The sequence below is a fragment of the Sagittula sp. S175 genome, assembly GCF_049800975.1.
Lineage (GTDB): Bacteria > Pseudomonadota > Alphaproteobacteria > Rhodobacterales > Rhodobacteraceae > Sagittula.
Genome location: NZ_JBNAGB010000007.1, coordinates 169,512 through 183,866 on the forward strand (window position 1 = coordinate 169,512; position 14,355 = coordinate 183,866).

The 14,355-nt window shown below is 65.6% G+C and carries 14 protein-coding genes; 6 read left to right on the top strand and 8 right to left on the bottom strand.

Annotated features, from left to right (window positions below):
- The first annotated feature begins 213 nt into the window (after window positions 1-213).
- On the top strand, window positions 214-936 hold the full coding sequence (locus ACP16H_RS11290) for a MipA/OmpV family protein (RefSeq protein WP_425072393.1): 723 nt from the start codon (window positions 214-216) through the stop codon (window positions 934-936).
- A 121-nt stretch (window positions 937-1,057) separates the two neighbouring features.
- Here the strand turns inward: ACP16H_RS11290 and carB are convergent, their stop codons facing one another.
- The 3 genes from carB to ACP16H_RS11305 all read right to left on the bottom strand — a co-directional run bounded on the left by carB (window position 1,058) and on the right by ACP16H_RS11305 (window position 5,345).
- Window positions 1,058-4,390 (bottom strand): carbamoyl-phosphate synthase large subunit, encoded by a 3,333-nt coding sequence (carB, locus tag ACP16H_RS11295; RefSeq protein ID WP_425072394.1) that lies wholly within the window; start codon window positions 4,388-4,390, stop codon window positions 1,058-1,060.
- A 171-nt stretch (window positions 4,391-4,561) separates the two neighbouring features.
- A complete protein-coding gene (locus tag ACP16H_RS11300) occupies window positions 4,562-4,894 on the bottom strand; it encodes a hypothetical protein (RefSeq protein WP_425072395.1) in 333 nt (110 codons plus the stop codon).
- A 100-nt stretch (window positions 4,895-4,994) separates the two neighbouring features.
- Window positions 4,995-5,345 (bottom strand): hypothetical protein, encoded by a 351-nt coding sequence (locus ACP16H_RS11305; protein WP_425072396.1) that lies wholly within the window; start codon window positions 5,343-5,345, stop codon window positions 4,995-4,997.
- 265 nt (window positions 5,346-5,610) lie between these two features.
- Between ACP16H_RS11305 and aspS the strand changes: the two genes are divergently transcribed.
- Window positions 5,611-7,392, top strand: coding sequence for an aspartate--tRNA ligase (aspS, locus tag ACP16H_RS11310; RefSeq protein ID WP_425072397.1), 1,782 nt, complete (start codon window positions 5,611-5,613; stop codon window positions 7,390-7,392).
- Between the two features lie 65 nt (window positions 7,393-7,457).
- Here the strand turns inward: aspS and ACP16H_RS11315 are convergent, their stop codons facing one another.
- Complete coding sequence (locus tag ACP16H_RS11315; protein WP_425072398.1) at window positions 7,458-7,700, bottom strand: hypothetical protein; 243 nt, start codon at window positions 7,698-7,700, stop codon at window positions 7,458-7,460.
- A gap of 244 nt (window positions 7,701-7,944) precedes the next feature.
- Complete coding sequence (locus ACP16H_RS11320; protein ID WP_425072399.1) at window positions 7,945-8,421, bottom strand: hemerythrin domain-containing protein; 477 nt, start codon at window positions 8,419-8,421, stop codon at window positions 7,945-7,947.
- Between the two features lie 217 nt (window positions 8,422-8,638).
- Here ACP16H_RS11320 and ACP16H_RS11325 point away from each other — a divergent pair, with 217 nt between their 5' ends.
- Window positions 8,639-10,024 (top strand): DUF1800 domain-containing protein, encoded by a 1,386-nt coding sequence (locus ACP16H_RS11325; protein WP_425072400.1) that lies wholly within the window; start codon window positions 8,639-8,641, stop codon window positions 10,022-10,024.
- 2 nt (window positions 10,025-10,026) lie between these two features.
- Window positions 10,027-11,229: a DUF1501 domain-containing protein gene (locus tag ACP16H_RS11330; protein WP_425072401.1), complete on the top strand. Its 1,203-nt coding sequence runs from the start codon at window positions 10,027-10,029 to the stop codon at window positions 11,227-11,229.
- 68 nt (window positions 11,230-11,297) lie between these two features.
- Here the strand turns inward: ACP16H_RS11330 and ACP16H_RS11335 are convergent, their stop codons facing one another.
- Window positions 11,298-12,011, bottom strand: coding sequence for a response regulator (locus ACP16H_RS11335; RefSeq protein WP_425072402.1), 714 nt, complete (start codon window positions 12,009-12,011; stop codon window positions 11,298-11,300).
- Window positions 12,012-12,241: 230 nt separating this feature from the next.
- On the opposite strand from ACP16H_RS11335, the gene mce reads away from it, so the two are divergent.
- Both mce and ACP16H_RS11345 read left to right on the top strand, forming a co-directional pair.
- Window positions 12,242-12,646: a methylmalonyl-CoA epimerase gene (mce, locus tag ACP16H_RS11340; RefSeq protein WP_425072403.1), complete on the top strand. Its 405-nt coding sequence runs from the start codon at window positions 12,242-12,244 to the stop codon at window positions 12,644-12,646.
- The gene (locus ACP16H_RS11345; RefSeq protein WP_425072404.1) at window positions 12,646-12,939 is read left to right on the top strand and encodes a DUF1467 family protein; all 294 of its coding nucleotides are present in this window, start codon (window positions 12,646-12,648) and stop codon (window positions 12,937-12,939) included. Before mce ends, ACP16H_RS11345 begins: the two co-directional genes overlap by 1 nt.
- Before the next feature lie 40 nt (window positions 12,940-12,979).
- On the opposite strand, the gene ACP16H_RS11350 is transcribed toward ACP16H_RS11345, so the two are convergent.
- Window positions 12,980-13,672: an EI24 domain-containing protein gene (locus tag ACP16H_RS11350; protein WP_425072473.1), complete on the bottom strand. Its 693-nt coding sequence runs from the start codon at window positions 13,670-13,672 to the stop codon at window positions 12,980-12,982.
- Window positions 13,669-14,247, bottom strand: coding sequence for a nitroreductase family protein (locus tag ACP16H_RS11355; RefSeq protein ID WP_425072405.1), 579 nt, complete (start codon window positions 14,245-14,247; stop codon window positions 13,669-13,671). Before ACP16H_RS11355 ends, ACP16H_RS11350 begins: the two co-directional genes overlap by 4 nt.
- Window positions 14,248-14,355 lie beyond the last annotated feature (108 nt).

The window sequence follows — 14,355 nt, forward strand, 5'->3', positions numbered from 1 at the left end:
TAATGCGGCGGGCGATGGCTTAACCATGACGCATTAACCAATTTTAAAGGTGAGTCCCGGCCGGTTTGGGGGCATAAACCGGCCGGTTGGCAATCTTTCCTACCGGATGATTGATATTTCCATGATTTCCCCCTGCGACTCAGCTGAAATCGCGTGGTTTCGGACCGCAAGAATGCTATCTGGAGGTGTGAACCTTGCTGCCCGGAGCCTTCGATGCGTCTCGCCCTGCCCCTGTTGTTAACTATTTCCGCCGCCCCTGCCCTCGCACAGGAGCGCGCTTTGGCGTTTGATGTGGGCCTTGGGGTGCAGTCCTACGCGGCCTACGAGGGCTCGGATGAATATGTGCCCGCTCCGGCGCTGACGGGGTCGGTAACAACCTTTAAGATGTTCGGACTCGATATCGACCGGGGCGACGGGCTGGGGTTCGGCTTTGGCCCGTCCTTCCGCGCACTGCCGGAGCGCACGGCGAAAGATCACGCGCGGCTGGCCGGGATCAAGGACGTGGACGCGGCGTTCGAGCTGGGCGGCCGGGTGTCCTACCGTTGGCAGAACGCCGAAGCCTGGGCAGCGGTGCGCAAGGGCGTCACCGGGCACGAGGGCGTGGTGGGCGACCTCGGGTCGGACATGATCGCAGAGCGCGGCGCGACGGAGTTCCGCTTTGGCCCGCGCCTGTCGTTCGCGGATGCGGAATATGTGAACACCTATTTCGACGTGCCTGCGGGGGCTGGGTTGTCGGCCTATGACGCGGACGGCGGGCTGTACAAGGTCGGGCTGGAGTTCGGTGTCCGCCACGATCTGAGCGACGTCTGGGCGGTGCAAGGCTCCGTCGGCTGGACCCGCCTTGTGGGCGACGCGGGGGACTCCCCAGTGGTCCAGTCGCGGGACGCCGGGACAGTGTCGGTATCGCTGGTCCGGTCGTTTGATTTGAGGTTTTGAACCCACGATATCCTGAAAATGGCAAAGGGCGGGGAAATCCCCGCCCTTTTGTTTTGTCGACCGCTTTCGGCGGGGGCGGGGCGGCGATTTTTCCGGAAAAATCGCGGTCTCCGCCTAGGGGTCAGCCTTGAAGAGACTTCACCACCAGCTCCCCTTCACCCCGGGCCTTGATGGCCAGCGCAGCGGCATGGGCGCCGGCTGCCGTGGTGAAGTAGGGGATCTTGTCGTAAAGCGCGACGGAGCGGATTTCGCGTGAATCCTCGACCGACGCCGCGCCTTCGGTGGTGTTCAGGACCAGTTGCACGCCGCCGTCCTTCATCAGGTCGACAATGTTCGGGCGGCCTTCGTAGACCTTTTTCACCACGTCGCAGGCGATGCCGTGGTCCTTGAAGAAACCCGCGGTGCCGCCGGTGGCGATGATCTTGAAGCCCATGTCGGCCAGCGTCTGCGCCGCTTCGACCATGAGGGGCGTCTTGTCCTCGTCCTTGATCGAGACGAAGACGGTGCCCTCTTCGGGGAGGTGGGTGCCTGCGCCCATCTGGGCCTTCAAAAACGCGCGGGGGAAGGAGCGGTCCCAGCCCATGACTTCGCCCGTCGAGCGCATTTCCGGGCCGAGGATCGTGTCGACGCCGGGGAAGCGGGCGAAGGGGAGCACCGCCTCCTTGACCGAGAACCACGGCATGTTCGGGTCGGCCAGGGTCATCTGGTCGGCGATGGGCATGTCGGTGTCGTAGTCGGCGTCGGCGGCGTAGCCTTCGCGCAGGGGGAAGGCCGAGAGCTTCTCGCCCGCCATGAGGCGCGCGGCGATGGAGGCGATGGCGCTGTCGGTGGCCTTGGCGACGAAGGGCACCGTGCGGGAGGCGCGCGGGTTGACCTCGATCAGGTAGATTTCACCGTTCTTGATGGCGAACTGCACGTTCATCAGGCCGACGACGTTCAGCGCCTTTGCTAGCGCGTTGGTCTGCTCCTTGACCTGTTCGATCAGCTCGGCGGAGAGGGAGTAGGGCGGGAGCGAGCAGGCGGAGTCGCCGGAGTGCACGCCGGCCTCTTCGATGTGCTGCATGATGCCTGCGACGTGGACGTTTTCACCGTCACAGAGCGCGTCGACGTCCAGTTCGGTGGCGCCGGAGAGGTAGGAGTCCAGCAGGACGGGGCTATCGCCCGACACCACCACGGCGTCGCGGATGTAGCGTTTCAGCTGGTCCATGTCGCGCACGATTTCCATGGCGCGGCCACCCAGCACGTAAGACGGGCGGATCACCAGCGGGAAGCCGATTTTCTCGGCGATCTTGAACGCCTCTTCGTCGGTGGAGGCGATGCCGTTGTTGGGCTGCTTGAGGCCCAGTTCATTGACGAGGTTGAGGAAGCGGTCGCGGTCTTCGGCCAGGTCGATGCTGTCCGGCGTGGTGCCGAGGATCGGAATCCCGGCCTCTTCCAGCGCGTTGGCCAGTTTCAGGGGCGTCTGGCCGCCGAACTGGACGATGACGCCGTGGAGCGTGCCGTTGGCTTGCTCGACCCGCATGATTTCCATGACGTGTTCGAAGGTCAGCGGTTCGAAGTACAACCGGTCCGAGGTGTCGTAGTCGGTCGACACGGTTTCCGGGTTGCAGTTGATCATGATCGTTTCGTAGCCCTGCGCGGACAGCGAGAAGCAGGCGTGGCAGCAGCAATAGTCGAACTCGATGCCCTGACCGATGCGGTTGGGGCCGCCGCCGAGGACGACGACCTTCTTCTTGTCCGAGGGGCGCGCCTCGCATTCGACCTCGCCCATCATGGGTTCTTCGTAGGTGGAATACATATAGGGGGTCTGCGCCTCGAACTCGGCGGCGCAGGTGTCGATGCGCTTGAACACGGCGTTGACGCCGAGGTTCTGGCGGGCGCGGCGGACCTGGCCCTCGTCGCGGCCGGTCAGTTCGGCCAGACGGGCGTCGGTGAAACCCATCATCTTGAGCTGGCGCAGACCGTCCTCGGTCACGGGGAGGCCGTTCTTGCGGACGTCTTCCTCGGCCTCGACGATCTCGCGGATGCGGGCGAGGAACCACGGGTCATAGGCGGTGACGCCTTGGATCTCGTCGTTGGTCAGGCCGTGGCGCATGGCCTGGGCGATGGTGCGCAGGCGGTCGGGGGTGGCCTCTGACAGCGCCTTCACCACGGCGGATTTCTCGGGCGCGCCGGGGATCTCGACCTCGTTGAAGCCGGTCAGGCCGGATTCCATCGAGGCCAGCGCCTTTTGCATCGACTCGTGGATGGTGCGGCCGATGGCCATGGCCTCGCCCACGGATTTCATCGCGGTGGTCAGCAGCGGCTGCGAGCCGGGGAACTTTTCAAACGCGAATTTCGGGATCTTGGTGACGACATAGTCGATGGTCGGTTCAAACGATGCGGGCGTGACCTTGGTGATGTCGTTGTCCAGCTCGTCCAGCGTGTAGCCGACGGCGAGCTTGGCCGCGATCTTGGCGATGGGGAAGCCCGTCGCCTTGGACGCCAGAGCCGAAGAACGCGACACGCGCGGGTTCATCTCGATCACGACCATGCGGCCGGTTTCCGGGTTCACGGCCCACTGCACGTTGGAGCCGCCGGTTTCCACGCCGATCTCGCGCAGGACGGCGATCGAGGCCGTTCGCATGATCTGGTATTCCTTGTCGGTCAGGGTCAGCGCGGGCGCCACGGTGATCGAGTCGCCGGTGTGCACGCCCATCGGGTCGACGTTCTCGATCGAGCAGACGATGATCGCGTTGTCCGCCTTGTCGCGGACGACCTCCATTTCATACTCTTTCCAGCCCAGCAGCGATTCATCCACGAGGATCTGGCCCACCGGGGAGGCATCCATGCCGGTGCGGCAGAAGTGGATGTAGTCCTCGCGGTTGTAGGCCACGCCGCCGCCGGTGCCACCCAGGGTGAAGGCGGGGCGGATGATCGCGGGCAGGCCGATGTGTTCCAGAGTCTCCAGCGCCAGCTTCACGCCCTCTTCGAGGTCGCGCTTGCCGTTCGGCAGCTTGGGCGCGGTGATGATCTCGGCCTTGGGGTTTTCGAGGCCGAGACGGTCCATCGCCTCGCGGAACAGCTTGCGGTCTTCGGCCATCTCGATGGCCTCACGCTTGGCGCCGATCATCTCGACATTGTACTTGGCCAGCACGCCCATTTCCTCGAGCGCGAGCGAGGTGTTCAAGCCGGTCTGGCCGCCCATGGTCGGCAGCAGCGCGTCGGGGCGCTCTTTCTCGATGATCTTGGCGACCACTTCGGGGGTGATCGGCTCGATATAGGTGGCGTCGGCCAGGCCCGGATCGGTCATGATCGTCGCCGGGTTGGAGTTCACCAGGATGACCCGGTAACCCTCTTCGCGCAGCGCTTTACACGCTTGGGCGCCGGAGTAGTCGAATTCGCAGGCCTGCCCGATGACGATGGGACCGGCGCCGATGATCATGATGGACTTGATATCGGTACGTTTGGGCATGGGTCACCTCGTCTGGACGGCTTTTGGCGCATGGGGCATGGGGCACGTGACTCGCGTCATGTCCCCAAATTGTCGTGCGTTATAGACAGGCGAGGCGTGGGTTCAACCCCTCAAAGCCGCGTTCTGCGGAGAAGGGTTGAATGCCGAGGTGCAGGAGATGGGCCGGGCCGTTCAGCCGCGCTTGAACAGGCGCGCGACGAGGCCGCGACGTTCCGGTTCGGGGGCGGGTTCCGCGGTACGTACGGGAGCGTATTCGGGGGCGCGTTCCGGACGGGGTGCGGGGCGGCGGGGCTGTACCGGGGCCGCCGCACGGGGCGGCGTTTGCGGTCCTGCAGGCGACGGGGCCTGTTGGCGCGGTACAGGCGCAGGATCGGCCGCAGGCTGCGGCGCGAGCAGGTGCGCCTGCCCCTGCTCCTCAAGGATTTCCTTGATGGTTTTCATGGTGACGGCGGTCGCGACTTGCTCCGACTCGCCCTCCAGCAATGTCCAGTCCTTGTGGCTCATCTTCGGTTCTCCGGAAGATTTTCTTGAGAAACGAAGGCATCTTTGCGCGCGGATGTGGCGGAGATACGGCGCGTTTAAGGCAAATGCGGCGCATTTCCCCTTATGAGGGTTTCACATGCAGTTTTTGTGCGCGTCGGAACAGGCCCGAGAGGAGACCGGACAGGCCGGAGCGCTGCTTGACGGGCGCAGGTCCCCGGGCGGGCGGGGGCGCTGGCGGGACCAGTTCGTCGCGGCTGTAGATGTAGCGCGGCGGCGGCGCGGTGGCATCCGGTTCAAACCGGCGGCGGGGACGCTGCGGTACGTTCGGGCTGTGGTTGACCGTTGGACGCGCGGGCGGCGGGTCCGCGTAGATCGGATCTTGGGCGATGAGGTCGCGAATGGTGTGCAGGGTGTCCTCGGTCACGCCGGGACCGGGTTTGCCTTGGATGAGACGTGGCTTTCGGGTTCTCATGGGAATACCCCTCGGGGCTTATGCTAAAGTTTAATAAAATCCTATACGAAAGATGTAATTCGAATGGGGCGCGAAGATGGCGCAATTATGGCGGGAATGTGGCGCAGCCTGTGGCCGGACAGGGTGGAACGACCCGGAATGGGCCGGGACATGCTTAAAAGCGGCGTTTCGCTTGACTTCCGTGCGTCCGCGCGGTGTATCCGCGCCTGACCCCTGCGCGGTGCTCCGCGCGCGATTTCAGACATTCCCCCAGAGGTGAGAGACCATGCACGCCTATCGCAGCCATACATGTGCCGACCTGACCAAGGACAACGTGGGCGAGACCGTGCGGCTGGCCGGCTGGGTCCACCGCATCCGCGACCACGGCGGCATCCTGTTCGTCGACCTGCGCGACCACTACGGCACCACGCAGGTGCTGTGCGACCCCGACAGCCCCGTGTTCAAGGACATGGAGAAGGTGCGCTCCGAATGGTGCATCCGCATCGACGGCAACGTGAAGGCGCGCGACCCGGAGCTGGTGAACCCCAAGCTGCCGACCGGCGAGGTCGAGGTTTTCGTGCGTGACCTCGAAGTGCTGGGACAGGCGCAGGAACTGCCGCTGATGGTCTTCGGCGAGCAGGAATACCCGGAAGAGACGCGCCTGAAGTACCGCTACCTCGACCTGCGCCGCGAGACGATGCAGGACAACATGGTGCTGCGCTCGGACGTGGTGGCGTCGATGCGCCAGCGGATGTGGGGCAAGGGGTTCAAGGAATTCCAGACGCCGATCATCACGGCCTCCTCGCCGGAAGGCGCGCGCGACTTCCTCGTGCCGTCGCGTCTGCATCCGGGCAAGTTCTACGCGCTGCCGCAGGCGCCGCAGCAGTTCAAGCAGCTGATCATGGTGTCGGGCTTCGACAAGTATTTCCAGATCGCGCCTTGCTTCCGCGACGAGGACCCGCGCGCGGATCGCTCGCCGACCGACTTCTACCAGCTGGACATGGAGATGTCGTTCGTCACGCAGCAGGACATCTTTGACACGATTTCCCCGGTGATCGCGGGCGTGTTCGAGGAGTTCGGCAAGGGCAAGTCGGTGGATGCGCCGGAGACCTGGCCGCAGATCCCCTACAAGGAAGCCGCGCTGAAGTACGGCACCGACAAGCCGGACCTGCGCAACCCGATCGTGATGCAGGACGTGTCCGAGCATTTCCGCGGCTCGGGCTTTGCGATCTTTGCCAAGCTGCTGGAGCAGGACGGCACCGAGATTCGCGCCGTGCCCGCCCCCACCGGTGGCTCGCGCAAGTTCTGTGACCGGATGAATTCCTGGGCTCAGAAAGAGGGTCTGCCGGGGATGGGCTACATCTTCTGGCGCGAGACCGATGGCGCGATGGAAGCCGCCGGGCCGCTGGCCAAGAACATCGGGCCGGAGCGGACCGAGGCGATCCGGCAGCAGCTGGGCTTGGGTGTCGGCGACGCGGCCTTCTTCCTGGGTGGCAAGCCGCAGACCTTCCAGAAGATCGCGGGCCGTGCCCGTGACGTGCTGGGCGCGGAACTGGGGCTGATCGACGAGAACCGCTTTGCCTTTGCCTGGATCGTGGATTTCCCGATCTACGAGCGCGACGAGGAAACCGGCGAGATCGACTTTGAGCACAACCCGTTTTCCATGCCGCAGGGTGGCATGGAGGCGCTGCAGGGCGATCCCATGGCGGTGAAGGGCTTCCAGTACGACCTGGCGTGCAACGGCTACGAACTGGTGTCGGGCGCGATCCGCAACCACAAGCCGGAGGTGATGCTGAAGGCGTTCGAACTGGCGGGTTACGGCGCGGACGAGGTGAAGGCGCGCTTTGGGGCGCTGTTCAACGCGTTCCATTACGGCGCACCGCCGCACGGTGGATGTGCTGCCGGGATCGACCGGATCGTGATGCTGCTGGCGGGGACCTCGAACATCCGCGAGGTCATCATGTTCCCGATGAACCAGCGCGCCGAGGACCTGATGATGAACGCGCCGAGCGATCCGACCACGGATCAGCTGATGGAACTGTCGCTGCGGGTGATCCCGCAGGAGTGATCCGTCCCGAGGCGGCAGAATGCGAAAACCCGGCGCGCAGGTGCCGGGTTTTTCGTTTCAGGGGATCAGCGCGACGCCATGATCATGTCGGCCGAGAGCGCGTCCGGGCCAAGCAGGAGGACGGCCCCGCACATGACGCCGGCGGTCAGGGTGACGATGACGAAGCGCGCGGCCTCGTCGCTGCGGGCGGCGGCATCCTCGCCCCGGCGTTTCGAAATGACCCGCTTGGCCATTTCCTTCAGGACGATCAAAGGCAGGAGCATCGTCACGATGGCGAAGGCCATCATCAGTGCAGCTTGGGTTGCCATGTCCCCGGTTCTCCGTTGTTGTCTCGCCCCCGTTGCCACGAAAGATTGCAATGCAATGTGGCAGGTTTCGGGCGCAAACATGCGGAATTAACGGTTTGTTAACCGGACAAGCTACTGAATCTTTTCAGTAATTAAAGAAACTTTGCACTACTTTCGTATAGAAAGCGCCATGCCGGGGAAGGTCGGCATGGCGCGGCGGCGGTGCCGTGAGGATGCGCACCACCGGTTGCACGCGGAAGGGAGATCAATCCTCCAGCGCGTCTTCCTTCTTTTCTTCGATCAGGCCGGATTCTTCCTGCTTGCGCTTGAGGAAGCGGTCGCCGTAGCCCTTGATCTCGGAGTCCTTGATGACCTCCTTGGCGCGGGTGAAGACCTCGTCTTCCTCCTCGTCGACGTGATGCAGGTAGTCGTGCTGCAAGGTCTTGAACTTGTTGAGCCAGCCGGAGGAAGACATGTCCATCTCGTTGAGCTCTTCCATCAGGTCGTCGAGCTGCTGGTGCTCGTGCACGGAATGGCGCGCGGCGTCCTGGCCCCAGGTTTTCGAGATGAGTTTCGAGTAGAAGGTTTCTTCCTCGGCGGCGGCGTGGGCCTTTACGTCGTGGTAGAATTCATCCCAGGCCTTTTTGCGTTCGTCCGACGCGCCAGAGGTCTGTTCGATGATCGAGAGCAGTTCGCGGTGACGGTCGTGGTCGGATTTGATGGCACTGTAGATGTCGGTCATGTGCGGCCCCTTATGTTTTCTCGCGCCTCCTCGCGCGGTTTCGGGAAGGCAACGCGACGGGGCGGGCAAGGTTCCGCTGTCGTGTGAAATTCCTGTGTCTGGGGTCGCGGAGCGCGTTAGTCTGGGGGTGTTTCGTCGCGCTTTGCGGCACAGGCGGGGGCTCTGCCCCCGAACCCCCGAGGGTATTTGGAAAACCAAAGAAGCAGGGACGTCGCGCATGTTCGATCCGGTACTGGCGGAGGTGAGGTTTGGGTGTGGCTTGTCGCCCCGCGTGGCGGCCCCCGATGGGGTGGCGGCGATGCTGGAGGGGTTGGTTGCGCCAGACGTCATGGCGGAGCGCTTTCCGATCGAGGATTTCGAGACGTTCCGCGAGAGGATGGCCGAGAAGCAGCGGCTGGCGAAGTTCGTGAAGAAGAACCGCGAGACGGAGGAGGGCAAGGCCACCGCCAAGCAGATCAAGCTGATGCAGCGCGCGGCGCGGGAGGATTGGCTGAAGTGGATGGCGGCGCATATCTCGCGCCGGGTGCATACGGCGACGGGGTTCCGCGAGCGAGTGGTGTTCTTCTGGGCGGATCATTTCACCGCGACGGGGAAGAACGGGCTGATCCGGCGGGCGACCTCGCCCTACATGCAGAGCGCGTTGAGGCCCCGGGTGGCGGGGCGGTTCGAGGATCTGCTGGTGGAGGCGGTGACGCATCCGGTGATGCTGCAATACCTCGATCAGGCGCGGTCCACCGGGCCGAATTCGCCTGCGACGCTGGCGCGGCCGGACAAGCGGGGCATGAACGAGAACCTCGCGCGGGAGGTGCTGGAGCTGCATACGCTGGGCGTCGGCGGGCCGTATACCCAAGGCGATGTGCGGCAGTTGGCGGAACTGCTGACCGGGCTGACCTTCGATGCGGAGAACGGGCGGAAGTTTTCGAAGGGCTGGGCCGAGCCGGGGGCAGAGACGGTTCTGGGCAAGACATACGGTGGCGGGAAGAACGCGCATTTCCGCGATATCGAGGCGGCCTTGCGCGATATTGCCAACCATCCGGCGGTGGCGGGGCACCTGGCGCGCAAGCTGGTGGTGCATTTCGTATCGGATGAACCTGACGAGGCGTTGGTGGCGTCTGTGGCTGACGTCTGGCGCGAGTCGGGTGGTGACCTGATGGCGGTCTATGGCGCGCTGTTGGAGCATCCTGCCGCCTGGGCTCCGGAGCGGCGGAATTTCAAACCCGCATTCGACTTCATGGCCTCGGCCTGTCGCGCGCTGGATATGCCGCATGAGGCGATGGTGGGGTTGAGCGAGGCGGAGTTCCGGGCGCGGATGCAGGGGCCTTTGAGCATGATGGGGCACGTCTGGCAGAAGCCGGACGGGCCGGACGGGCTGCCGGAGGAGGATGCGGCCTGGCTGACGCCTCAGGGTGTGGCGGCGCGGTTGCAATGGGCGGTGACGGTGCCTCAGCTGATGTTGGCGGAACTGCCGGACCCGCGTGGGTTCGTGGACGTGGCGCTTGGGCCGGATGCGCCGGAGGCGGTGCGGTTTGCGGCAAGCGCGGCGGAGAGCCGGGCGGATGGGATTGGTCTGGTGCTGGCTTCGGCGGCGTTTCAGAGGGTGTGAGCATGGATCGCAGGGGATTTCTGAACGGGTTGGTGGGGTGCTCGCTGGCGGCGTCGCCCCTGGTGGTGCCGGTGTCCTTTGCCTCGGTGCCGGGGGACCGGCGGCTGGTGGTGATCCTGTTGCGCGGCGGCATGGACGGGCTGGGCGTTGTTGCTCCGGTGGGTGACTCAGGATTCGCGGCGCTGCGGGGCGCGCCGGAGGGGCTGATCGGGCTGGACGGGATGTGGGCGATGCATCGGGGCATGGCGCCGCTGATGCCGCTGTGGGAGGCGGGGCAGATGAGCGTGGTGCACGCGGTGTCCACCCCCTACCGCGACAAACGCAGCCATTTCGACGGGCAGGATCTGCTGGAGGCCGGGGTGGCGGGCGTCGAGGTGGGCGCGGCGCGGGATGGCTGGCTGAACCGGCTGGTAGGGCTGATGCCCGGCGCCACGGCACAGACGGTGCAGGCGCTGGGGAACGATCCGCTGGCGATTGCCTCGGGCGTGCAGCCGGTGACGCGGTGGTCGCCGGAGGTGGACTTGGCGCTGTCGCCGCAGGCGATCCGGCTGGCGCAGCTGGTCATGGCGGATGATCCGGCGATGAGCGCCGCGTTGGCGGAGGCCTATGCGCTGGCGGGGGACGATGGTGACGGGATCATGATGGATGGCGGGGCGGAGGCCGCCATGGGCGAGATGATGTCGGACATGCAGGCGCAGAAGGGGCGCGGCGCGGTGGAGAGGATGGCGGAGTTTGCCGGGAAGAAGCTGCGCAAGGAGGCCTCTGTCGCCTGTTTCAGCATCAACGGATGGGATTCGCACGCGGCGCAGGACCGGGTGCTGGACCGCGCGCTGGAACAGCTGGCGGTGGCGGTGCTGACGCTTCGGCGGCATCTGGGCGAAGGCGGCTGGGACCGGACGGTCGTGGCGGCGGTGACGGAATTCGGGCGCACCGCGCGGCTGAACGGCAATCGCGGCACGGATCACGGCACCGGGGGTGCGATGCTGCTGATGGGCGGCGCGGTGAAGGGCAGGCGGGTCATCACGGACTGGCCGGGTCTGTCCGAGGCGGACCTTTATGACCGGCGCGACCTGATGCCGACGCGGGACATCCGCGCGCATCTGGGCTGGGTGATCCGGGGGCTGTTCGGCACGGCGGCGGGCGACGTTGAGCGGGTGGTCTTTCCGGGGCTCGACCTTGGGGCCGATCCGGGGCTGCTGCTGTAGGTGCCCTTCCCCCTGCCCTGCACAGCCTGACGCGGCGCAGGGCGATGGGACCGCGAGGGAGGCCCGTGCTACATCGCCAGACGGTCGGCGAGGCGGTCTTGCACCAGTGCCGCAACGCGGGCGAGGCTGGATTGCGTCGGGCGGCCATGGCGGCGCGCGTCGGCGAGATCCTCGGCGGCGGATTGCAGCGCGCCGTCCCCGGCGCTGCGGGCGACCCCGGCGAGGAACTGCGTCACGTAGCGCAGCGAGCGTTCGTTGTCGCGGTCGTCCAGAACGTCGGCCGCATGGGCCATGTCATCACGATAGGCCAGCGGATCGGGCAGGATCGGATCGTCCACCACGAGGCGCGGTCCGGTGGGCTGACGCTCGGGCGGGAGGGCGGCGAGGATGGTGTTCTGGAAGGTGGTTACCGACGACACGGGCTTGGCCAGGAAACCGTCTGCCCCGGCAGCGAGGGCGATTTCCTCGGCAAAGCTGTCGCCGGAGGTGCCGATCACCACGTCGACGCGCGGGCAGGCGACGGTCAGCTCCGATATCAGTTCCGCCCCCGAGCCATCCGGCAGGCCGAGGTCGACGATCACCACCGAGGGGCGGTAGACCTGAAGATGGCGGCGCGCCGATTTCAGGCAGTCGGCGCGCCGGATGCGGGCGCCGGAGCGCAGGCAGAGCAGGCGCATGGCGTCACAGGAATATCGGCTGTCCTCGACGACGAGAATCGTCAGGCCGAGCAGTGGCCGGGTCGAGGTGGGCCGCAGGTGTGCGGCAAGGTGGTTGGTGTCCATTTGGTCCCTCCAGGTGCGAGTCGTGGACAGTTTGCCGCGCGCTGGGTGAACAACCCGTTAAGGATGATATTTCGCTAAGTTAACCACCCTTTAAGCGAAATGAGCGGGGGGATTCGCGTTGTCCGGGACGCTGTTAGCGCCGCGAAGGGCCGCTGTGTCGCGGGGGCGCGGGCTTGTCCCCGATGGGGGCAAAAGGCCATATAGCGGCAACAGGACAGAGGAGACTTGTCATGATCGGACGCCTGAACCACGTCGCCATCGCCGTGCCGGACCTTGAGGCCGCCAGCGCGCAGTACCGCAATGCCCTGGGTGCCAAGGTTGGCGCGCCGCAGGACGAGCCGGACCACGGGGTCACGGTGGTCTTCATCGAACTGCCGAACACCAAGATCGAACTGCTGTACCCGCTGGGCGACAACAGCCCGATCAAGGCGTTCCTGGAAAAGAACCCCTCGGGCGGGATGCACCACGTCTGCTACGAGGTGGACGACATCATCGCGGCGCGTGACCACCTGAAGGAAACCGGCGCGCGGGTGCTGGGCACGGGCGAGCCGAAGATCGGTGCGCATGGCAAGCCGGTGCTGTTCCTGCACCCGAAGGACTTCAACGGCTGCCTCGTGGAACTGGAGCAGGTCTGATGGGCATTTCCTCGGGCTTGGTGCTGTTCGCGGTGATCTGGTTCATGACGTTCCTCGTCGTGATCCCCTTCCGCATCCAGACGCAGGGCGACGCGGGGGATATCGTGCCGGGCACCCATGCGGGCAGCCCGGAGCGGCACGACCTGAAGCGCAAGGCCTGGATCACCACGGGGATCTCGGCGGTGCTGTGGGCGATCGTTGCGTCGATCATCATCTTCGAGGTCATCACGGTGCGCGATCTGGACAAGATTTTCGGCAACCGGATGGGGCCTGAGACGACCCAGAGCGAGTGACGAAGGGAGTCGGGGCAACAGCCCCGACCTATGCCTGCCGTCAGGTCTTGCCCGACAGGCGGTGGAAGATATGGGTGAAGGTGGCCGCGCCCAGAACCGGCACCAGCAGGTTGACCAGCGGAATGGTCAGCGGCAGCGCCATCAGGACGCCTCCGATCCAGATGGTCGCGATGTGACGTTTCCACAGACGGCGCGATTCGGCGCGACCGACGCGGCGCATGGCGGCGAGGATGAAGTATTCCCGGCCCAGCAGGAACCCGTTCAGTCCCCAGAAGATGAAGGGCGCGAGCGGCGCGAAGAGGATGTAGAGGATCAGCGCCACGAGGTTGGCCAGCGCCATCACGCCGAGGAAGCCGAGGCCGTCCTTGATCGCCTCTGACACGGGGACGGGTGTGGCTTGTCCAAGGTGGGGGTAGTGGCGGTCCTCGACGGCCTGCGCGACCTGATCGAGGAAAAGCCCGGTAACCGCCGAGGCCACCGGCACCATGAGGAAGATCGACAGCAGCGCCGTCACCGGCACCATGGCCCAGCTGAGCACGTTGTCGACCCATGTGATTTCGCCCACCCAGGGGATCGTCAGGCTGTCGCCCACCAGCCAGCCGGTGCCCCAGACGAGGAAGGCGGCAAAGGCGAAGAGCACGGCGAGGGTGATGCCGATGCCCTTGGCCAGCACGGCGCGGAACTTTGCGTCGTCGAGCTGGCCGATCGCCTTGAAGAATGCGTCGAGGATCATGCGTCGAGCCAAGTGGTGATCCGGGACAGGTCCGGGCGGGGGCGGTCCGGGGGGGCCGAGGTCTCGGTCCCGATGTGCATGAAGGCGGCGAGGGATTCGTTGTCGGCGAGGTGCAGCGCGTCGGTCAGGAACTGGCGGTCGTGCGAGGCCCAGCCCGAGAGCCAGTTGGCGCCCCAGCCCGAGGCCAGCGCGGCATTCAGCAGCGCGAGGCAGACGGCCCCGGCGGAGTAGGTCTGTTCCAGCGGCGGCACCTTTTCGGACGGCTTTTGCACTTCGATCACCGCGACGCAGAGCGGGCTGTCGCGGAAGGCATTGGCCGCCTTGGCGATGGCCTCGATGTCCTTGCCGAGGCGCTGGCCGGTTTTCTCGACCTCGGTCGCCATGCGGTGCAGCGCGGCGCCTTCAAGGACGATGAAGCGCCAGGGTTCGAGCTTGCCATGGTCGGGCGAGCGGGCGGCGGCGGTCAGGAGGGTTTCCAGCGTGGCGCGGTCGGGCGCGGGGGCGGTCAGGGTCTTGGACGGGCGCGACCGGCGTGTCAGCAGGAAATCCATCGCGGCGGGGTTGGGGGTGGGCATGAGCGTGTCCTTTGGTTCCTTGGGACGTATCAAAGGGCTGGGGGCGCGGGATTCAAGCGGATTTCCACGGGGAAAGTTGCGCGGAGACGCACAGGGTGGTAGCGCGGC